Below are 18,644 nucleotides of genomic sequence, written 5' to 3' on the forward strand. Positions count from 1 at the left end.
TTCGACGCCGACGGCGATGCCGCCCCCGCCCCTTCGCCGCGCAGCTGATCTTCGATCAGCTCAGCGCGCGGCTCCGACAGGCCCGATGCCACTCCCGGGGCGGCATCGCCGTCGTCGTCTTCGTTGGTCAGGTCACCTCGGGCGACATTCTCGGCGTCGTCGCTGTCGTCGCCTTCTGCTTCATCTGCGGCGGCATCGCCGTCGTTTTCGCCGTCGAGCTCCAAGAGGGGTTCTGTTCCTGACTGGTCGGTGCTGGCTGCGACCAGGGCTTCGATTTGGGCGGGGATGTCGCCGATGTTGTCGAACGGGAGGGCCAGGGGAAGGGCGTTGGAGATGGTGTAGACCTCGTCCAGGCCGGTGGCGAGGAGGAGCTGGCGGGCCAGGAGCTTGGTGATGGCGCGGTTGACCACGTCGGCATCGCGGAGGGCGTCCTGGTGGCCGGCGGGTTGGTAGTGGGCCACCAGGTCGGCGATTTCCTCGCGGGTGATAGTGGGGTCGGTCTGGGCCGTGACGTGGCGGTCCAGGAGCAGCCGGAGGCGCAGCAGCACGATCGTCTCGACCCGGCTGAGGGCCCGCTGCTGGCGCAGGATGCTGGAACGGGTGCTGCCGCCGATAGCCTCCGGGTCCACCGGACGCAGCACTGCCACCTTGCGGTCATGGTCCAGCTGCAGGGTCAGGAAAAGTTCGGACAGGCGGCTGCGCAGGATCAGCTGGTTGTCCAGCAGGGTGGTCCAGAGCTTTTCGTCCCGGCCGCCGTCAATGTACGGGCCCTTGAGGAGCTTCACCAGGGCCTGCCGGACCTTCATCGGGAGCACGCCGGTATCTCCGGGGAACAGGGCTGCGCCGTCGACGAAGGTGTCCCGCGGGGTAACCGAAAAGGGGTCGCTGTGCACATGGCCGCCCTGCTGGGCCGGCTCCGCGGGCTGCGCCGCGCCGTCCGCCGCCTGGGCCGCGTCTTCCACGGTGCTCTCCGCCGTGTCGTGGGAAAGTTCAGTCATCTTCAGTCCTTCTTGAGCGTGACCACCGGCAGGTACGCGGTGCGCGTGGAGCCGTCGATCTGTTCGAACTCGACGGTGTCCCAGGCCGCGCGGTCAAAGCCCGCACCGCCGTGCAGGGCGTGGGACAGCAGTGCCCGGATCGAGTTGATGTGGCGTTCCTCGGCCGGAAGCTGTTCCCAGGCCTCGGGCAGTGTCGCGGCGCCGGCAAGGGCGGCGCGGATGGCCTCCGGCCGGGCCTTGCCGGTCCGCGGCGAGCGCACCCGGTCCGAGTCGCTGAACGCGATCGGGTCGGCCAGCCTGGGCGGGGCCGCGAACTCGTCCGGGTCGAACAGCTTGACCATGGCCAGGGACTCGAAGCCGGCATTGAACAGGACAGGACCGCGGACCAGGCCGGGGCGTTCCCGTTCGTACGGCAGTGACCGGATGGCCTGTTCCGCCTCCCGGAGGACCTTGCGGAGCCGCACGGACTGGCGGAAGTCGTCGCTTTGGACGTAGGTGTTCAGGCTTTCGCTGAGCTTGCCGTAGATCCGCTGGATCTGGCTGTGCTGGGCACGCAGTTCCGCCACCAGGTTCTTCAGGGTCTCGCGTTCCTCATGGCTGAGGTCGTCCGCGAACTGCCGGCTCAGCACCTCGCCGATCGCCGACCGGAACCGCAGCTGCTGCTGCGGGTCTTCCAGAAACGCCGTAAAGGAACGGAAGGTCCGGCCCTCGGGGCTCTGCCGGAGGCGTTTGTCCGCGTCCAGCACCTGGGCCATCGTGGCGCCCTTGCTCAGGGATTCCTCAATGATCTGGTTCCGGAGCTCACCCACCAGCTCCTCGATCCGGTCACGCATCTTTTTGTAATCCGCGGGCAGGCTGGCGGCGAGGTCCAGGATGTTCCCGGCCGCTTCAACGGCTTCCTCGTCGTCGAGCAGGCCGTCGAAATCACCGGAGCTGATGTCCTCAATCAGCTGGCGCCGCTCGCCGATTTCCTCTTCGAGGGACTCCAGCCGGGCGCTCTGGTCCGGGTTGGTCTCGTTGGCGAGCTTCTCGACGTCGCCCAGCAGCGTGCCCAGGCGCGAGCCGTTGAGCGTGGAACGTTCGCTGGAGAGGCTGTCCAGGAAGGCCAGCACGCGGGCCGCGGGTTCGGTGACTTCATACACGATCTGCCCGGACTGGTTCCGTCGAGTCAGGAAGTTCTTCCGGGTCCATTCGTCGCCAAACGATTTCCCGTTCGCCGAGCCGCCCAGCCCCGGGTCCTGGCGGCGGAGCTGCTCCAGGAAGGCGTCGACGTCGGCGTGGAACTGTTCCAGCGGCAGCTGCGGCCGGGTCCGGGTGAAGGACGCCTGCAGCACGGCGATCACCCAGGGCGCAGAGCGCGTCAGCGCCCAGGCCGGCCCCTTGGTGAGGAGTTCGAGGTCCCGCAGCCGGGCGCTGATGGCGTCGGCGGAGGACAGGGCGGAGCGGGACACGCACTCTCCTTCAGCTGCCGTGGGATGGGGATAGGGGCAGCGGATACGTAAAACTGCCAGCTACAAGGTTAACGCAGGCCCCGGGTGTCCCCGCCGGCCGCCCCCCGCCAGCCGGGCAGGTGAGGTTTTCGCGACCACGCCGTGACCTACGCCCCGGTAGCATTTCGATCCCATATCAAGAGGCGCGGCACGCGTGTCCGGCGCTGGCTGGCCCAACTCCCGCCCCCTACGCTCGGGCTACTGATTCAACCGAAAGCGATGTTGCAGGGGGAAGAATGCAGTTCGACCTAAGCGCAGTGGAAACGGCGACGCTGGTGTTCATCGGAACGCTGGTGTTTGCCCTGGTAATCACAGTCTTTCTGATGACGGCGTCGTTCCTCGCCCTGGTGCTGGTGGGCGTCGGCCGGCTCGCCTGGATCGTCGCGTCGAACGTCCTGCTGTGGCTGGTTCACGGCATCAACCACGCCTGGGACCGGCTGGTCCACCACGCCTCGGCAGTGGAGCTTTCCGGCGACTTCGCCGGGGACATCGCCGCCGAAATTATGGGCCAACCGGCCCCTAGTACCGGCACTTACCCGCGGGTAGTATTGCGGGACAGCTGAAGGGTCCTCCACCCGCGGCGGATCCAGGGCTCGAGCCGGTAACCCCGGTCAGAGGAGATGCCCGATGAGCTCCGCCGTTGAAAACCCAGCCACCGACAACTCAGCCGGCAACGCGTCCGGAGGCACCGCCACGGAGGTTCCCGTCCCGCCCGAGGCGCTGGGGCCCGACGCCACCGCCGCCGACGCCCGGGCCCTGAGCGAGGCCGCCCGCGAGACCAGCTGGGACCGGCCCAGTTTCGCCAAGGGCCTGTACCTTGGCAGCTTCGACCTCAGCCTGATCCACCCGTGGCCGGAAGCCCCGGCGGACGACGTCGAGCGCGGCGAAGCGTTCATGGCCCGCCTCACCGACTACTGCCGCACCTTGTCCGGGCGCACCATTGAGCGCGATGCCCGGATTCCGGATGAATACCTCCGGGGGCTGGCGGGGCTGGGGGTCTTCGGGATGAAGATCCCCCGCGACTACGGCGGCCTGGGCCTCTCGCTGGTGTACTACGGCCGGGCCCTGGCGCTTCTGGGCTCGATCCACCCCAGCCTCGGCGCCCTGGTGTCCGCCCACCTGTCCATTGGCGTCCCGGAACCGGTCAAGGTCTTCGGCACCCCCGCACAGAAACAGGAATACCTGCCGCGCTGCGCCTCCGGGGCCATCACCGCGTTCCTACTGACCGAGCCCGACGTCGGCAGCGACCCCGCCCGGATGGGGGCGACCGCTGTCCCGTCCGAGGACGGCGAGTCCTACGTGCTGGACGGCGTGAAGCTCTGGACCACCAACGGCGTGATCGCCGAGCTGGTGGTGGTCATGGCGGTGGTCCCCTCACGCACGGACGCGGACGGCACGGTCCACAAGGGCGGCGTCAGCGCCTTTGTAGTTGAGATGGATTCCCCCGGCATCACCGTGGAGAACCGCAACGCCTTTATGGGCCTGCGGGGCATCGAGAACGGCGTCACCCGTTTCCACCAGGTCCGTGTACCCGCGGCGAACCGGCTGGGCAGGGAAGGGCAGGGCCTGAAGATTGCCCTCACCACGCTCAATACCGGCCGTCTCGCGCTGCCCGCACTCTGCGTCGGTTCCGGGCGGTGGAGCCTGAAGATCGCCCGCCAGTGGTCCAATGCCCGCACCCAGTGGGGCCGGCCCGTCGGCCGGCATGAAGCCGTGGGCAAGAAGATCGCGTTCATCGCGGCCAGCACGTTCGCGCTGGACGCCGTGTTTGAGCTGTCCGCCGAAATGGCCGACGCCGGCCAAAAGGACGTCCGGATCGAGGCTGCCCTGGCCAAGCTCTGGTCCACCGAGATCAGCTGCCGGATCGCCGACGAGCTGGTGCAGATCCGCGGCGGCCGCGGCTTCGAAACGGCGGACTCGCTGGAGGCCCGCGGCGAGCGCGCCGTGCCGGCCGAACAGCAGCTCCGCGACCTGCGCATCAACCGGATTTTTGAGGGTTCCTCGGAAATCATGAAACTGCTCATTGCCCGGGAAGCCGTGGATGCGCACCTCGCGGCCGCCGGGGACCTCGCGTCGGAGGACGCCACGCTGTCGGACAAGGCCCGGGCCGCTGTGGGCGCGTCCGGTTTCTACGCGCGGTGGCTTCCCAGGCTTGTGGCCGGGGCCGGCCTGGACCCGCGGTCCTACAGCGACTTCGGCCGGCTCGCGAAGCAGCTGCGGTTCGTCGAACGGTCCTCCCGGCGGCTGGCCCGCCAGACCTTCTACGGAATGGGGCGCTGGCAGGCGAAACTTGAGCACAAACAGGCCTTCCTGGGCAGGATTGTGGACATCGGCGCCGAACTGTTCGCGATGGCCGCCGCTTGCTCCCGGGCTGAGATGCTGCTGCGCACCTCCCCGGAGCGGGGCGCTTCCGCCTACGAACTTGCCGAGGCGTACTGCGAACAGGCACGCGTGCGGGTGGATGAGTACTTCGACCAGCTCTGGCGCAATACGGACGACGGCGACCATGTGCTCGCGCGCAACGTCCTGGCTGGCGACTACGAGTGGCTGGAGGCCGGCGTCCTGGACCAGTCCGAAGGCACAGGCCCCTGGATCGCCGATGCAACTCCCCGCGCCTCGGTCAAGGAGAACCTGCACCGCAGGTACCGGTGACCAGGGCACGGCGGGGCACGCCCAACACATAGTAAGCATCCTTGCTACCTTGTGGTGCCCGTGGTTAGGTGGACCACATGAGCAGCCCAGCAGGTCCCGAGGACCGCACCACACGATCCGCCGCCGGCACCCCGGCCGACAGCCAGAACGCACGGATCCACGACGCGCGGGAGGACACGGCCCGCACGGATACCGTCCGCATGGATACAGCGCGCACGGATACAGCGCGCACGGACACAGCGCGCACGGAACCGACGCGCAGCCAGCCGGTGACGGCGGTGCGCCATGAGGAACCGGTGCGTGAGACGATCGTCGAGGAGGTGCCCACCCGGGAAACCGTGGTGGCCCGGGAGAAGGAGCAGTTCGGCGGCATCAAGGTCGGCTCTGCGTTCTTCGGCTGGCTCGCCGCCACCGGCATGGCCGTGCTGCTGACCGCGCTGGTCGCCGCCGCCGGCACCGCCGTCGGCCTCGCCACCAACACGGACGTCAACGCGGCTGTGAATTCCGCCGACCAAACGGTGGGAATGGCCGGGATTATCGTGCTGCTGGTCATCCTGTTCGTGTCGTACTTCTCCGGCGGTTATGTCGCCGGCCGGATGGCGCGCTTCAACGGCGCCAAACAGGGCTTTATGGTGTGGGTCTGGGCACTCATCGCCGCGGTGGTCGTAGCCATTCTCGGCCTCGTGGCCGGCCAGCAATACAACATCCTGGCCCAGCTCAACAGCTTCCCGCGCATCCCGGTCAACGAGGGCGAACTGACCACCACCAGCATCATCGCAGCGGTGGTCGTAGCCGCCGTCGCCCTGGTGGGCGCCGTCCTCGGTGGAACCGCGGGCATGCGCTTCCACCGCAAGGTGGACCGTGCAGGCTTCACCCCGGTGGATACCGTCGAAGAACGCTAGCCAGCTTCGCCAAGGTAGTACCAGCGGCGGCTGACGCGCCGGAAGTGGCTGGTCTCGTGGTGGACTCCGCGGTCGCCGTCGTGCCGGAAGTGGGCTTTGAACTCCACGGTGCCCTCGGTGTCCAGCGGGCCGCCGCGAGCGGTGGAAAGGATGTCCAGGCGCCGCCACTGCATGTCCGGGTCCAGTTCCAGTGAGGCCGGCCGAGTGTCCGGGTGCCAGGTGCGCAGCAGGTAGCCGGCGTCCAGCGCCACGAAGGCGCTGTACCGGGACCGCATCAACTGTTCCGCTGTCGGGGCGTCCGCCGCGCCGGAGTGGAAGCGGCCGCAGCAGTCCGCGTACTGCTCCCCGGACAGGCAGGGACAGTTGCCGCGAAACGGCGGCTGGTCCGGCCGGGCACCCGGGCCGTGGCCGGAAACAGACAGGGGCGTCACAATTGTCCTTTCAGCGGGCCGGGCTTCGCCGGCAGCGTTCCTCCAGACTATAGGCGCGGGGCCCGGCGGGCCGGGGGTCCGCAGCCCCGGCCGGGGGCAACATACCCCGGCGTGGACACCCGATGGCGGCACGGCGGCGGAAAAAGTCCGTATGGTTAAGGGGTGCTGTTGCCCGCCGCTCGTGGCGGGCAACGTCGCTGCAAGGCCGGCCAGGAGAGGTGACATGGAAGATCCGACAACCATCGCCCTCAACCTGACCTTCTTCGGCACCCTCGCAGTGGCGCTGGTCATGTTCTTCGGTCTATTCCTCGTCTTTGTGGCCACGCTGGTGCTCGCAGGCCTTGGCCGGCTCGCCGCGGTGATCATCATGGCCGTGGGGCGTGTGCTGCTGAAGGCCACCGGCCGTTCAGCGCGGCCCGCCGTAACGGCCCCCGAGGTGACGAAGCCAGGGAAGGCTGCGAAGCCCGTTAAGCCGGCTAAGCCGGCCAAAAAGGAACCGGAGCTGTCCCCGGACTGGGCTGCCGCCGTCGCGCAGGCCGATGCCCGCGCCGCCGCACGGGCCAAGGCGGAGGCGGCCCCCGCCGTCAGGGTATCCGTCCGCGAACTCCCCAGCCCCACCGTTCCCGCGCGGGACGTGACCGCGGTGGCTCCCCTCGTGGAGTCCGCAACGGACCGCAACGGCCAGCTCGGAACTGTCCCGCCTGCCTTCAAAAAGGCCGCGATGCCTGCCGCACAATCCCTGCTGGACACGGGCTCGCTGGTCTCCGTTCCTGGCCGGTTGCCGCTGCCGCAGAAACCTCCCCATACGCAACAGGCCCAGCAGCGGCCGGCAGCCCGGGCCCAGGAACGCAAAGCCGGCTGAACCCTTACCCCGGGCAAGCATGTCGGCTACGTTGGAACCCATGGAATTCAGATACCTCGGGAACAGCGGCTTCAAAATTTCGGAAATCACGTTCGGCAACTGGCTGACGCACGGCTCCCAGGTGGAGAACGACGTCGCCACCCAGTGTGTCCGGGCCGCGCTCGACGCCGGGATCAGCACCTTCGACACCGCTGACGTCTACGCCAACACGGCCGCGGAGACCGTCCTCGGCAAGGCGCTGGCGGACGAGCGGCGCGAGTCGCTGGAGATTTTCACGAAGGTCTTCGGCCCCACCGGCCCCAAGGGCCACAATGATCTTGGCCTGTCCCGCAAGCACATCATGGAGGCCATCAACGGCTCACTGACCCGGCTCCAGACGGACTACGTGGACCTGTACCAGGCCCACCGTTACGACTACGAGACGCCGCTGGAGGAAACCATGCAGGCGTTCGCCGACATCGTGCGGCAGGGCAAGGCCCTCTACATCGGCGTCAGCGAATGGACCGCCGCCCAGATCCGCGACGGGCACGCCCTCGCCAAGGAACTGGGCTTCCAGCTGATCTCCAACCAGCCGCAGTACTCCATGCTGTGGCGCGTCATCGAGGCCGAAGTGGTGCCGACGTCTGAGGAGCTGGGCCTCTCCCAGATTGTGTGGTCGCCCATTGCCCAGGGTGTGCTGAGCGGCAAGTACCACCCCGGCAAGCCTGCCCCGGAGGGCAGCCGGGCCACGGATGCCAAGGGCGGCTCGAAGATGATCGAGCGCTGGATGTCCGACGAGGTCCTTACCGGCGTGCAGCGGCTCAAGCCGATCGCCGACGAGGCGGGCCTCACCATGGCCCAGCTGAGCATCGCCTGGGTGCTGCAGAACCCGAACGTGGCCTCGGCCATCATGGGCGCGTCCCGGCCCGAGCAGATCGAGAAGAACGTGGCGGCCGCCGGCGTGAAGCTGGACGCCGGGATCATGGCGAAGATTGACGACGTGATCGGCCCGCTCGCCGAACGGGACCCCGCCCGGACCAAGTCCCCCGCTTCCCGGGAGGCATAAGGGATGGCTGCGGCGCCCGCACTCGCCGTCACCGGCTCCACCGGCCACCTGGGCGGCATGGTGGCCCGGCTCCTGGCCGAGGCGGGCAGCCCGCAGCGGCTGCTGGTGCGCGACGCCGGCCGCGCCCCGGAACTGGAGGGCGCGGTCCCGGTGGTCGGCAGTTACGCCGACCCGGTGCTGGCCAAGGGGGCATTGGACGGGGTGGAGACGCTGTTTATGGTCTCCGCTTCCGAGGCGGAGGACCGCCTGCAGCAGCACTACTCGTTTGTGGACACTGCGATGGCCGCCGGCGTCCGGCACATCGTGTACACCTCCTTCTTCGGCGCCGCGCCCGATTCCACCTTCACCCTGGCCCGGGACCACTACGCCACGGAGGAATGGATCAAGGCCTCCGGCATGGACTACACCTTCCTGCGGAACAACTTCTATCTCGATTTCCTGCCCCTGCTGGCCGGTGCGGACGGCGTGATCCGCGGGCCGGCCGGGGACGGTGTGATGGCGGCCGTCGCCCGGGAGGACATCGCCCGCTCCGCCGTGACCGTGCTCCGGGACCCCGCCCTGCATGTTGGCCGGACGTACAACCTCACCGGCCCCGAGGACCTCTCCCTGGCGGCGGCCGCAGGGCTCCTCACCGCCGGGACCGGCCGGACCATCTCCTTCCACAACGAGACCGTCGAGGAGGCGTACGCCTCCCGGGCTTCGTATGGCGCCCCGCCGTGGCAGGTGGACGCGTGGGTGAGCACGTACACCGCGATCGCCGCCGGCGAACTCGCGGGGCCGACGTCGGCCGTGCACGAACTCACCGGCCGCGAACCGCTGAGCCTCGCCCGGTTCCTGGCCGGGTCGCACACGATCTAGCGCGGATGCGCCCTAACCAGCCCGGGCGCGGCCATCCCCGGTGTTGACGGTTTCCGGGCCGCGGCGTAGACCTGATTAAAGGTCACACCGGTCCACCACCGGGCTGGTCCTTCAGGAGAATCGCAGCGCCATGCCCAAGCAGATGTCCCGCCACTCCTCCATCCTCAAGAGCCCCCGCCACGGCCGGACGCACTCGCCGCACCCCGGCGAACCGAGCCACGGCCCGCTGACGGCGGAGGAACTCCAGCTCGCGGCGCGGAACCACTCCATGCCGCTGGAAGCCCTGCAGAACGACACCACCCCCGCAGGGCTGCATTACCTGCTGAACCACTTCGACATCCCGTTCATCGACGCCGAGCACTGGCACCTGCGGATCGGCGGCGCCGTGCAGCGGTCCCTGGAACTGAACCTCAAGGCGCTCCGCCGGGCACCGAGGATCAGCATCCCCGTGACCCTGGAATGCGCCGGCAACGGCCGCTCCCTGCTGCGGCCCCGGCCGCTGAGCCAGCCGTGGCAACTGGAAGCCGTCGGCACGGCCGTGTGGAGCGGGGTGCCGCTCGCCTACCTGCTGGCGCAGGCCGGGGTGGAGGACGACGCCGTCGAGGTGGTCTTCACCGGCGCGGACAGCGGCCTCCAGGGCGGTGTCCGGCAGCAGTTCGCCCGCAGCCTCCCGATTAATGAGGCGCTGCGGCCGGACATCGTCCTGGCCTACCGGATGAACGGCAACGACCTGCCCCCGCAGCACGGCTACCCGCTGCGGCTGGTGGTCCCCGGCTGGTACGGCATGGCCAGCGTGAAGTGGCTCTCCTCGATCAATGTGCTGACCAGGACGTTCGACGGTTTCCAGCAGGCGGTGGCCTACCGCTACCAGCAGGACGCGGACGACGCCGGCACTCCGGTCACGTGGATCAAGGTCCGCTCTCTGATGGTCCCGCCCGGTGTACCGGACTTCTTCACGCGGAGCCGGGTGCTGCCGGCCGGGCCGGTAATGCTGACCGGCCGGGCCTGGTCGGGCGAGGGTGCGGTGGAGCGGGTCGACGTGGGGATCGACGGCCAGTGGACCCCGGCGCACCTGGAACACCCGGCGGGCCCCTTTGCCTGGTGCGCGTGGTCCCTGCCGTGGGTGGCCGACCGCGGCGGGCATGAGCTGGCGTGCCGGGCCACTGACGCCACCGGAGCAGTCCAGCCGCTGGAGCAGGCCTGGAACTACCAGGGCATGGGCAACAACGTGGTCCAGCGGATCAAGGTGACGGTGGAGTAACCCGGCTCAGCACCCCTCGAAGTCCGTGAGCACCCTGACCTTGTCCGCCGACGCCGACGCCGGGTCGAACGTGTACCCCAGCCACTCCCGGGCGAGCCGGCGGGCCAGTTCCAGGCCCACCACCCGCTGGCCCATCGTCAGGACCTGGCAGTCATTGGACAGCACCGACCGTTCCACGCTGAAGGAGTCGTGGGCCGTGGTGGCCCGGATGCCGTCCACTTTGTTCGCCGCGATGGCCACACCAATTCCCGTGCCGCAGAAAAGGATGGCCCGGTCGGCGTGCCCGTCCCGGATCAGCTCCCCGGCCGCGATGCCCACGTACGGGTAGGGCCGGGTGAACTGCTCGGGCGCGTCACTGCGGTTGACGCCGATGTCGATGATCTCGCCGACGCGCGGATCGGAGCGGAGATCCTCGAGGATGCGGTTCTTGTAGTCGACGCCGGCCTCGTCCGCGCCGAGGACCAGGCGGATGCCGGGGCTCATGCCCGTGCCCCGGCCGGCTGGCGGACGGAGGCCAGGTGCGGGCCCATCACGTCGAAAACCATCGCCAGGGAGGTGGCCCCCGGATCCGGGGTCCCCAGGCTCTTTTCCGCCAGGGGGCGGGCGCGTCCCTTGCGCGGGCGCAGGGCGGCGGTGCCTTCCGCCGCGGCAGCGGCCGCGGCGGCTGCCTCCGCCCACGCCTGCGCGGACGGTGACCCTGCGGACGCCAGCAGGGCGAAGGATTCGGTGAACGGAACCAGCGCATCCACCATGGTCTTGTCCCCGACCTCGGCACCGCCCAGTTCGACGATCCGGGCTGCGAAGGACCGGACCCCGGCCACGAGGTCCTCCGTCCCGGGCGCGCCCTCGTTGCCGAGGGCTTCACCAAGGGCCCGCAGTCCGGCGCCCCAGAGCACGCCGGAGGTTCCGCCGGCCCTGTCGGCCCAGGCATCACCCGCCGCGGCCAGCACGGACCCGGCACCGGCCCCGCGGGCCAGCGCGGCGGCGGCGGCCGCATGGGCCGCATCGATGCCCCGGACCATCCCCCGCCCGTGGTCGCCGTCCCCGGCGACGGCGTCGAGGTCGCCCAGCCGCTGCTCGGCGTCATGCAGGGCGGTGCGTGCGGCCCCGAGGGCGGCGAGGCAGCTGTCCGCATAGGCGCGCGAGCCCGGCCCGGCGTCAAAGGTTCCGGCGCCGGCGTCGTCGTCAAGCGTCTGCTCGGCCGCTGCGTCCCCCGCCGGCGCGGCTGCCGTGCCGCGCCGGTAGGCCGGTGTCTCGGCCGGGGCTGTCCAGAGCGGCTCGAGCTCCTCATCCAGCCAGGTGACGGTCAGCGAAACCCCGGCCATGTCCAGGCTGGTGACCAGTTCCCCGACTTCCGGCATGACCAGCGTGTAGCCTGCCTCCCGCAGCAGCGGGGCAACGGCCAGCCACAGCACGAAGAGCTCCTCGTGCTTGGTGGAGCCGAGGCCGTTAAGGAGCACGGCGATCCGGCGGCCGGCGCCGGGCGGCGTCTCCGCGAGCACCCGGGACACCAGTTCCTGGCCCAGTTCCCGGGCCGGGGGCAGCTCGGTGTCGAACAGCCCGGGTTCGCCGTGGATTCCCAGGCCAAGGCCCATTGTGCGGTCATCGAGGGTGAACAGCGGCGCCTCGGCGCCCGGGAAGGTGCAGCCGTGGAAGGCGCTTCCGATGCTTCGGGTCAGCCCGTTTGCCTTGCGGCCGAGCCGGACGACGTCGGCCAGGCCGGCCCCCGTCTCGGCGGCGGCGCCCATGATCTTGAAGACGGTAAAGTCCCCGGCGATGCCGCGGCGTTTGGCGGATTCCGACGGCGGGGCGCTGGCGATGTCGTCCGTCACCAGGACGTTTTCCACGGCGATCCCCTCCGCGGCCAGCCGTTCGCTGGCCATGCCGAAGTTCATCACGTCACCGGCGTAGTTGCCGTAGGCAAAGATGACGCCGGCGCCGTTTTCCGCGGCCTTCGCCACGGAATAGGCCTGCTGCGCCGAGGGCGAGGTGAAAATATTGCCCACCACGGCGCCGTCGGCCAGCCCGGCACCGACCAGCCCGGCGAAGGCCGGGTAGTGGCCCGAGCCGCCGCCGGCCAGCACGGCAACCTTGGGGCGGGCGGACCGGCGACGGCGGACGGTGCCGCCCGGCACCTGCCGGACCAGGTCGGAGTGGAGGTCGCAGAAGCCGGCGAGGGCCTCCTCGGCGAAGTCGGACGGGTCGTTGAATATTCGGGTCATGGTGGGCTCTCTCGGCTGCGGCGGGCTGCTAGTGGAGGTGGCTTCCGCCGTTGATGTCGATGGTGGTTCCGGTGAGGTACGCGGATTCTTCCGAGGACAGGAAGGCGATGACGGAGGCGATTTCCTCGGTGGAGGCGTTCCGCCCCAGCGGGATGCCGGCGTTGATGGCCGCTTCCTGCTCCTCGGTGCTGCCGACGCGGATGTTGGTGTCCACGGCACCGGGGGTGATGGCGTTGACGGTCACACCGCTGTTGCCGAGTTCACGGGCCAGGGCCTTGGTGAAGCCCAGGATCGCGGCCTTCGCGGCGGAGTAGGGGACCTTGCCGAACACGCCGCCACCGCGCTGCGCCGACACGGAGGACATGTTGACGATCCGGCCCCAGCCGCTGGCGATCATGTCCGGGAGGAAGGCCTTGGTGACGAGGTAGGTGCCGGTCGCGTTCACTGCCATCACCTTGTTCCACAGGTCCAGCGTGGTTTCCAGGAACGGCACCGGCGAGGTGATCCCGGCGATGTTGGCCACGGCACCGACCGGGGGAAGGTTGCCGGAGCGGACTTCGGCGGCCACGGCCTGGTAGGCGGCGTTGACGGACCCCTCGTTCGCGACGTCCACCTCGTGGCCGAACGCGGGGACGTTGAACTCGTTGCCGATCTCTGCGGCGACCTTGGCGGACTTCTCGCCGTCGAGGTCCAGGATCACCACCGCCCAGCCGTCGTTGGCGTAGCGGCGTGCGGTGGTGATGCCGATGCCCCGGTCCGAAGTGGCTCCGGTGAGGACGGCGGTGCGCTGGATGGTGGTGCTCATGATGCTCCTAGGGTGTGACGGGTGTGCCTGTTGGGTGGTCAGATGAGGTCGGTGATGAAGCTCGCGGCTTTCGCTGCCGCAGCCGGGCGTTCGTCGTGGGTGACGTCCCGGGTCTCGAGTTCGAGGGAGAAATGTCCGGTGTAGCCCTGCGCCGCCAGGCCGCGGAGTCCCGCGGCGAAGTCCGCCTGGCCGTTGCCGATGCTGAGGTTGATGTTGCCCGGCACCGCGTCGCGCAGGTGGACGTGCGAGATCCGCCCCTCGTGCCGCCGGAGGTACTCGAGCGGGTCCTCGCCGGCGGCCACGATGTGGCTGAAGTCCATGACGATCCCGACGCCCGACCCTGCCAGCCGCCGGGCGAGCTGTTCGGCCCGCTCGAGGTTCCAGCAGAACCGAAGAAAGTGCAGCGACTCGGTCCAGACTTCGACGCCGAACTCCGTCGCCCGGCGTGCGGCGTGGATGAGGCCGGCTGCGACGGCGTCAAGATCCTCCTCGACGCTCCGCACCGGTTCGTGGTCCAGCGCGCCGCAGGGAAGGACCAGGGCCTTCGCGCCGGTGGCGGCCGTGAGGGTGAGCAGCGCCGTGAGGTGCCGTTCGCGCGCCGCCTCCGCCCCGGCGTCGAGCACGGCGTTGAGGTCCCCGATGTCCCCGTTGACCGAGCGCACCCGGAGTCCGGAGGCCGCGACCTCGTCCGCCACGACATTGACGGCGGCCAGGTCCAGGTCGTACGGGACGTGGTCACAGACGCCCGGGAGGGCGCCAAGGTCGATCTCCTCGAAGCCGAGGCCGGCCATGGTGCGGAGGGCCGCGGGCAGGTCCTGGTGCCGGAAGCTGATGGACGAGCAGCCAAGCCGTGGGGTGAACATCGTCGTTGATCCTCTGGTTGTGCCTGATGCGGTGCTGATGCAGTGCGGTGGTGATGCAGACCACACTACTGACGTCGACTGTCAACAGTCAACCTTTGAAGTTGACTGTTGACATTTACCTATGGCGCGGGTCACACTGGCGTATCATTTGTTAACAGTCGACAGTGATGGTGCTGCGGCACCAGCCACTCTTCGAAAGGGATTCACATGAGCAACGAAGCTCTGAGCATGCGGGGGCCGGTGCATGGCACCAAGGACGCTAAGCGGGTCGCCCTCGGCTCCGGCGTCGGCGCAGTGATCGAGACCTATGACTTCATTGGTTTCGGCACAGCTGCCGCCCTGTATTTCGGCACCGCGTTCTTCCCCACGGGCGACCCTGTCACGGGCACCCTCGCCGCCTTCGCCACCCTGGGCGTCGGCTTTGCCGCCCGGCCTATCGGCGGCATCATTGGCGGCCACCTTGGTGACAAGCTCGGCCGCAAGCCCGTCCTCGTGGCGTCACTGATCCTCATGGGCGTCGCCACCTTCCTGATCGGCCTGCTCCCCACCTACAGCCAGGTGGGCTTGCTGGCCCCGGCGCTGCTCGTCTTCGTCCGCATCGTCCAGGGCCTGGCCTTCGGCGCGGAATGGGGCGGCGCCATCCTGATGAGCTACGAGCACGCCCCGTGGAAGGCCAAGGGCAAGTACACCGGCATCGTCCAGGCCGGCTTCCCGGTGGGGCTCCTGCTGGCCAACCTCGTGTTTCTGTTCAGCGTCCAGCTGGGCGGCGAACTGGCCTGGCGCATCCCGTTCCTGGCCAGCATCGTGCTGGTCGTCGTCGGCCTGATCATCCGCTCCAAGGTTCCCGAATCCCCCGTTTTTGACGAGGTCAAGGACAGCGGCACTATCGTGAAGTCCCCGATCGTGGAGGTCATCAAGACCGACTGGCGCAACATCGTCAAGGGCATCGGCCTCCGCATCGCCGAGACTGCGGGCTACGCCGTCTCCATCACCTACATGATTTCCTACCTCCACACGCAGGAGCTGGCGGACAAGTCCCAGACGCTGATCGCCCTCTGCATCGCGTCGGCGGTCGGTATCTTTGCGACCATGGCATGGGCCCGCCTGACGGACCGGGTGGGCCGCCGCCCCCTTTACGTCTGGTCCTGCGCCTTCGCGGCACTGTTCGGCATCCCCATGTTCCTGCTGGTCAACACCGGATTGTTCGTCCTGATCATCGCCACGCTGGTGATCTCCTACGCCGTATGCCAGAACTCCCTCGCCGGCGCCCAGGGCGCCTGGTTCCCGGAACTGTTCCAGGCCAAGACCCGCGCATCGGGAGCCTCGCTGGCCTACCAGATTTCGGCCATGGTCTCCGGGTTCACCCCCTTCATCACCACCCTCCTGTTCGTCAGCTTCGGCTGGATGGGCCCCGCCCTGCTCTTCAGCCTCTACGCCGCAATCGGCCTCTGGGCTGCGATCGCCACCCGGGAAACCTGGGGCAAGCGGGAGCGCCAGCTCGCCGAGGAAGCCAGCAAAAGCACCCCCGAGTCGGTGAACGTCTGATGACAGCAACCGACGCACTGCAGACGGCCGGCCCCACCGCCGGCGAAACCGTAGCCGAGCGGAAAGAGCGGGTCAGCGCCGCCGCCTACCGGATCCGGCATCACGCCCTGAACATGGGCGAGGTCCAGGGCCAGGGCTACGTGGGACAGGCCCTGGGCGCGGCGGACATGCTGGCCGCGGTGTACGCGGACCAGCTCCGGTTCCGCGCGGCGGACCCGCACTGGGCCGCCCGTGACCGGTTCCTGCTCTCCACCGGCCACTACGCGATCGGGCACTACGCGGCACTGGCCGAAGCGGGGATCATCCCGGTTGGTGAACTCGACACCTACGGGTCGGACGATTCCCGGCTGCCGATGTCCGGGATGTCCACCTACACCCCCGGCATGGAGATCTCCGGCGGCTCCCTGGGCCACGGACTGTCCATCGCCGTCGGCATCGCCCTGGGCCTGCGGCACCAGGGCTCCGCGGCACGGGTCTACAACTTCCTCTCCGACGGCGAGCTCGATGAGGGGTCCACCTGGGAGGCCGCGATGGGCGCCCACCACCACCAGCTAGGCAACCTCACCGCGATGGTGGACATCAACGCCCTGCAGGCTGACGGCGAGACCGACACCGTGCTCCGCACCGAGCCCGTCACCCAGAAATGGGAGGCCTTCGGCTGGTACGCCCAGCGCGTGGATGGCAACGACGTCGGCGCGCTGCTCGCAGCGTTCGACAACGCCGCAGCCCAGGCCGCCGTCACCGGGAAGCCCTCGGTGATCCTGTGCGACACGAAGGTGGGCCGCGGCGTGCCGTTGCTGGAAAACCGGGAAAAGGCGCACTTCATGCGCATCGAGGAACACGAATGGCAGACCTGCCGCGAGCAGCTCACCGCCGGCTACGAAGGAAAGGCTTCAGCATGAGCACCACCACCGAGGCCCCCGACACTGCAGCGGCCGCAAAGCCGAAACTGAAGACCTCGGCCATGATCGCGTCCTTCGCGGACCCCGGCCAGAAAACCGCGTCCGCACCGTTCGGGCACGCCCTGGTCAAGGCCGCGCAGGAGAACGACAAGATCGTGGGCCTGACCGCGGACCTGGGCAAGTACACGGACATGCACATCTTCGCCCAGGCCTATCCGGAACGGTTTTTCCAGATGGGCATGGCCGAGCAGCTGCTGTTCGGCGCCGCCGCCGGCCTGGCCGAAACCGGGCTGGTGCCGTTCGCGTCCACGTACTCGGTGTTCGCCGCCCGGCGCGCCTACGATTTCCTCTGCCTGGACGCCGCCGAGCCGAACCTCAACGTCAACATTGTGGGCGGGCTCCCCGGCCTGACCACCGGCTACGGACCGAGCCACCAGGCCACCGAGGACATGGCGATCTTCCGCGGCATGCCCAACCTGACCATCGTGGACCCCTGCGACAGCCTCGACATCGAGCAGGCCGTGCCGCAGCTCGCCGCCAGCGCAGGGCCCAGCTACCTGCGCCTGCTCCGCGGCAACGTCCCCACGGTCCTGGACGAATACGACTACACGTTCGAGCTCGGCAAGGCGAAGGTGCTGCGCGGCGGCAACGACGTCGTGTTCATTTCCTCCGGGCTGATGACCATGCGGGCCCTGCAGGCAGCCAAGGCCCTCGCGGCGCACCACGTGGACGTCGCCGTCGTGCACACCCCCACCATCAAGCCGTTCGACGCCGAGACCGTCCTGGCGGAGATCAACACGGACCGGCTCGCCGTCACCCTGGAGAACCACTCCGTGGTGGGCGGGCTCTTCGAAACCGTCGCGTCCGCCGTCGTCACCGCTGGACTGGGCAAACGGGTAGTCCCCGTCGCGCTGCCGGACGAGTTCCTCGACGCCGGCGCCCTGCCCACCCTCCACGACCGCTACGGACTCACCGTCGACAAAATCGTCGCGAAGGTCCTCGCCGAACTCGGCTAGCCGGTGCAGGGCAGAGGCGCGGCGGAGGGCCACGGCCTGCGCCGCGCCTCTGCCGTAAGATCAACAGTTAACACACCAACGGTTGACAGTGGGTTGTCAACCGGAGCCCGCAATATTGAGGACACATGCCATGGCCGGACTGACAGCACCCTTGCTGGGACTGGAAAAGAAGAGTCTCCGCGAGCAGGCCTTGTCCGCGCTGCGCACCGCCATTACCAGCGGCGAACTCGAACCCGGACGCCACCTGGTGGAGACCGAACTGTCGGACATGCTGCAGATCAGCCGGGGCACCCTGCGCGAGGCCCTGCGCCAGCTGGAGCAGGAAGGCCTCCTCGCGGCCGGTCCGCGGGGCCGGCTCTCGGTGCGCCACCTGGACGCGAAGGAGATCCGGGACATCTTCGCGGTACGGGCCGCGCTCGAGTCACTCGCCGCCCGGACGCTGTGCGAGCTCCCGGACCGGGTGCAGGTCACGTCCTCGCTGCGCTCCGCGATCGGTGCCATGGCCGCCGCGGCAGAAGGGAGCCTGGAGGGCCGGATCGAATCCGACCTTGAGTTCCACCGGACCCTGTGCCGGCTCACCGGCAACGAGACCCTGCTGCACTCGTGGGAGTCCCTCGAAGGTTCAATCCGCATGTCCATCATGTATGCGGGCGTGGAACGCGCTGTCAGCAACATGAGTGTCGACAGGCACTACGACATCGTGCGGGCTATCGAGTCCGGGGACGCCACGCTCGCCCGGCAGACCATCCTGGAGCACATGGACGGCGCCGCAGCGAACCTCGTGGCGTAGGC

At 69.0% G+C, this 18,644-nt stretch carries 17 protein-coding genes and 1 pseudogene; 11 read left to right on the forward strand and 7 right to left on the reverse strand.

Going from position 1 to position 18,644, the window contains the following annotated elements; translation table 11 throughout:
* Positions 1–140: 140 nt before the first annotated feature.
* Both ACTWQD_RS00090 and ACTWQD_RS00095 read right to left on the reverse strand, forming a co-directional pair.
* Positions 141–998: pseudogene (locus ACTWQD_RS00090) on the reverse strand (DUF4194 domain-containing protein); the annotation flags it as partial.
* Between the two features lie 2 nt (positions 999–1,000).
* Positions 1,001–2,449 carry a DUF3375 family protein gene (locus ACTWQD_RS00095; RefSeq protein ID WP_443194179.1) on the reverse strand — a complete coding sequence of 483 codons (1,449 nt, stop codon included), beginning with the start codon at positions 2,447–2,449 and terminating at the stop codon, positions 1,001–1,003.
* Positions 2,450–2,724: 275 nt separating this feature from the next.
* On the opposite strand from ACTWQD_RS00095, the gene ACTWQD_RS00100 reads away from it, so the two are divergent.
* From ACTWQD_RS00100 to ACTWQD_RS00110, 3 genes are all read left to right on the forward strand, one after another.
* Entirely contained in the window at positions 2,725–3,051 is a 327-nt protein-coding gene (locus ACTWQD_RS00100; protein ID WP_443194180.1) for a hypothetical protein, read from the forward strand.
* Between the two features lie 64 nt (positions 3,052–3,115).
* A complete protein-coding gene (locus tag ACTWQD_RS00105; RefSeq protein ID WP_443194181.1) occupies positions 3,116–5,140 on the forward strand; it encodes an acyl-CoA dehydrogenase family protein in 2,025 nt (674 codons plus the stop codon).
* 77 nt (positions 5,141–5,217) lie between these two features.
* The gene (locus tag ACTWQD_RS00110; RefSeq protein WP_443194182.1) at positions 5,218–6,042 is read left to right on the forward strand and encodes a TIGR04086 family membrane protein; all 825 of its coding nucleotides are present in this window, start codon (positions 5,218–5,220) and stop codon (positions 6,040–6,042) included.
* On the opposite strand, the gene ACTWQD_RS00115 is transcribed toward ACTWQD_RS00110, so the two are convergent.
* On the reverse strand, positions 6,039–6,464 hold the full coding sequence (locus ACTWQD_RS00115; RefSeq protein WP_443194889.1) for a YchJ family protein: 426 nt from the start codon (positions 6,462–6,464) through the stop codon (positions 6,039–6,041). The genes ACTWQD_RS00110 and ACTWQD_RS00115 overlap by 4 nt on opposite strands.
* A 232-nt stretch (positions 6,465–6,696) precedes the next feature.
* On the opposite strand from ACTWQD_RS00115, the gene ACTWQD_RS00120 reads away from it, so the two are divergent.
* The 4 genes from ACTWQD_RS00120 to ACTWQD_RS00135 all read left to right on the forward strand — a co-directional run bounded on the left by ACTWQD_RS00120 (position 6,697) and on the right by ACTWQD_RS00135 (position 10,499).
* Positions 6,697–7,335 carry a hypothetical protein gene (locus ACTWQD_RS00120; RefSeq protein WP_443194183.1) on the forward strand — a complete coding sequence of 213 codons (639 nt, stop codon included), beginning with the start codon at positions 6,697–6,699 and terminating at the stop codon, positions 7,333–7,335.
* Between the two features lie 40 nt (positions 7,336–7,375).
* Positions 7,376–8,380: an aldo/keto reductase family protein gene (locus ACTWQD_RS00125; RefSeq protein WP_443194184.1), complete on the forward strand. Its 1,005-nt coding sequence runs from the start codon at positions 7,376–7,378 to the stop codon at positions 8,378–8,380.
* 3 nt (positions 8,381–8,383) lie between these two features.
* Positions 8,384–9,238, forward strand: coding sequence for an SDR family oxidoreductase (locus tag ACTWQD_RS00130; protein WP_443194185.1), 855 nt, complete (start codon positions 8,384–8,386; stop codon positions 9,236–9,238).
* 142 nt (positions 9,239–9,380) lie between these two features.
* Entirely contained in the window at positions 9,381–10,499 is a 1,119-nt protein-coding gene (locus ACTWQD_RS00135) for a sulfite oxidase (RefSeq protein ID WP_443194890.1), read from the forward strand.
* Positions 10,500–10,505: 6 nt separating this feature from the next.
* Here ACTWQD_RS00135 and ACTWQD_RS00140 read toward each other — a convergent pair whose 3' ends face one another.
* From ACTWQD_RS00140 to ACTWQD_RS00155, 4 genes are read right to left on the reverse strand one after another with little or no spacing between them, the layout of a single operon-like run.
* Positions 10,506–10,982 carry an RpiB/LacA/LacB family sugar-phosphate isomerase gene (locus ACTWQD_RS00140; protein WP_443194186.1) on the reverse strand — a complete coding sequence of 159 codons (477 nt, stop codon included), beginning with the start codon at positions 10,980–10,982 and terminating at the stop codon, positions 10,506–10,508.
* Positions 10,979–12,721: a dihydroxyacetone kinase family protein gene (locus ACTWQD_RS00145; RefSeq protein WP_443194187.1), complete on the reverse strand. Its 1,743-nt coding sequence runs from the start codon at positions 12,719–12,721 to the stop codon at positions 10,979–10,981. Before ACTWQD_RS00145 ends, ACTWQD_RS00140 begins: the two co-directional genes overlap by 4 nt.
* Before the next feature lie 28 nt (positions 12,722–12,749).
* Entirely contained in the window at positions 12,750–13,526 is a 777-nt protein-coding gene (locus ACTWQD_RS00150; protein ID WP_443194188.1) for an SDR family NAD(P)-dependent oxidoreductase, read from the reverse strand.
* 38 nt (positions 13,527–13,564) lie between these two features.
* Positions 13,565–14,389, reverse strand: a complete 825-nt coding sequence (locus ACTWQD_RS00155; protein ID WP_443194189.1) for a sugar phosphate isomerase/epimerase family protein — start codon at positions 14,387–14,389, stop codon at positions 13,565–13,567.
* Positions 14,390–14,596: 207 nt separating this feature from the next.
* On the opposite strand from ACTWQD_RS00155, the gene ACTWQD_RS00160 reads away from it, so the two are divergent.
* The 4 genes from ACTWQD_RS00160 to ACTWQD_RS00175 all read left to right on the forward strand — a co-directional run bounded on the left by ACTWQD_RS00160 (position 14,597) and on the right by ACTWQD_RS00175 (position 18,642).
* Complete coding sequence (locus tag ACTWQD_RS00160) at positions 14,597–15,934, forward strand: MFS transporter (protein ID WP_443194190.1); 1,338 nt, start codon at positions 14,597–14,599, stop codon at positions 15,932–15,934.
* Entirely contained in the window at positions 15,934–16,836 is a 903-nt protein-coding gene (locus tag ACTWQD_RS00165) for a transketolase (protein WP_443194191.1), read from the forward strand. The genes ACTWQD_RS00160 and ACTWQD_RS00165 overlap by 1 nt, the downstream gene beginning before the upstream one ends.
* A complete protein-coding gene (locus ACTWQD_RS00170) occupies positions 16,833–17,852 on the forward strand; it encodes a transketolase family protein (RefSeq protein WP_443194192.1) in 1,020 nt (339 codons plus the stop codon). Before ACTWQD_RS00165 ends, ACTWQD_RS00170 begins: the two co-directional genes overlap by 4 nt.
* Positions 17,853–17,982: 130 nt before the next feature.
* Positions 17,983–18,642, forward strand: coding sequence for a GntR family transcriptional regulator (locus tag ACTWQD_RS00175; RefSeq protein WP_443194193.1), 660 nt, complete (start codon positions 17,983–17,985; stop codon positions 18,640–18,642).
* Positions 18,643–18,644 lie beyond the last annotated feature (2 nt).

It is taken from the genome of Pseudarthrobacter sp. 1C304, from assembly GCF_052245515.1.
Taxonomy (GTDB): Bacteria; Actinomycetota; Actinomycetes; order Actinomycetales; family Micrococcaceae; genus Arthrobacter.

Excerpts from the sequence above, each read along its gene's own strand:
- ACTWQD_RS00110 (WP_443194182.1), top strand. The coding sequence starts at position 5,218 with ATGAGCAGCCCAGCAGGTCCCGAGGACCGCACCACACGATCCGCCGCC.
- ACTWQD_RS00105 (WP_443194181.1), top strand. The coding sequence starts at position 3,116 with ATGAGCTCCGCCGTTGAAAACCCAGCCACCGACAACTCAGCCGGCAAC.
- ACTWQD_RS00125 (WP_443194184.1), top strand. The coding sequence starts at position 7,376 with ATGGAATTCAGATACCTCGGGAACAGCGGCTTCAAAATTTCGGAAATC.
- ACTWQD_RS00155 (WP_443194189.1), bottom strand. The coding sequence starts at position 14,389 with ATGTTCACCCCACGGCTTGGCTGCTCGTCCATCAGCTTCCGGCACCAG.
- ACTWQD_RS00135 (WP_443194890.1), top strand. The coding sequence starts at position 9,381 with ATGTCCCGCCACTCCTCCATCCTCAAGAGCCCCCGCCACGGCCGGACG.
- ACTWQD_RS00150 (WP_443194188.1), bottom strand. The coding sequence starts at position 13,526 with ATGAGCACCACCATCCAGCGCACCGCCGTCCTCACCGGAGCCACTTCG.
- ACTWQD_RS00145 (WP_443194187.1), bottom strand. The coding sequence starts at position 12,721 with ATGACCCGAATATTCAACGACCCGTCCGACTTCGCCGAGGAGGCCCTC.
- ACTWQD_RS00100 (WP_443194180.1), top strand. The coding sequence starts at position 2,725 with ATGCAGTTCGACCTAAGCGCAGTGGAAACGGCGACGCTGGTGTTCATC.
- ACTWQD_RS00160 (WP_443194190.1), top strand. The coding sequence starts at position 14,597 with ATGAGCAACGAAGCTCTGAGCATGCGGGGGCCGGTGCATGGCACCAAG.
- ACTWQD_RS00130 (WP_443194185.1), top strand. The coding sequence starts at position 8,384 with ATGGCTGCGGCGCCCGCACTCGCCGTCACCGGCTCCACCGGCCACCTG.
- ACTWQD_RS00175 (WP_443194193.1), top strand. The coding sequence starts at position 17,983 with ATGGCCGGACTGACAGCACCCTTGCTGGGACTGGAAAAGAAGAGTCTC.
- ACTWQD_RS00170 (WP_443194192.1), top strand. The coding sequence starts at position 16,833 with ATGAGCACCACCACCGAGGCCCCCGACACTGCAGCGGCCGCAAAGCCG.
- ACTWQD_RS00140 (WP_443194186.1), bottom strand. The coding sequence starts at position 10,982 with ATGAGCCCCGGCATCCGCCTGGTCCTCGGCGCGGACGAGGCCGGCGTC.
- ACTWQD_RS00165 (WP_443194191.1), top strand. The coding sequence starts at position 15,934 with ATGACAGCAACCGACGCACTGCAGACGGCCGGCCCCACCGCCGGCGAA.
- ACTWQD_RS00120 (WP_443194183.1), top strand. The coding sequence starts at position 6,697 with ATGGAAGATCCGACAACCATCGCCCTCAACCTGACCTTCTTCGGCACC.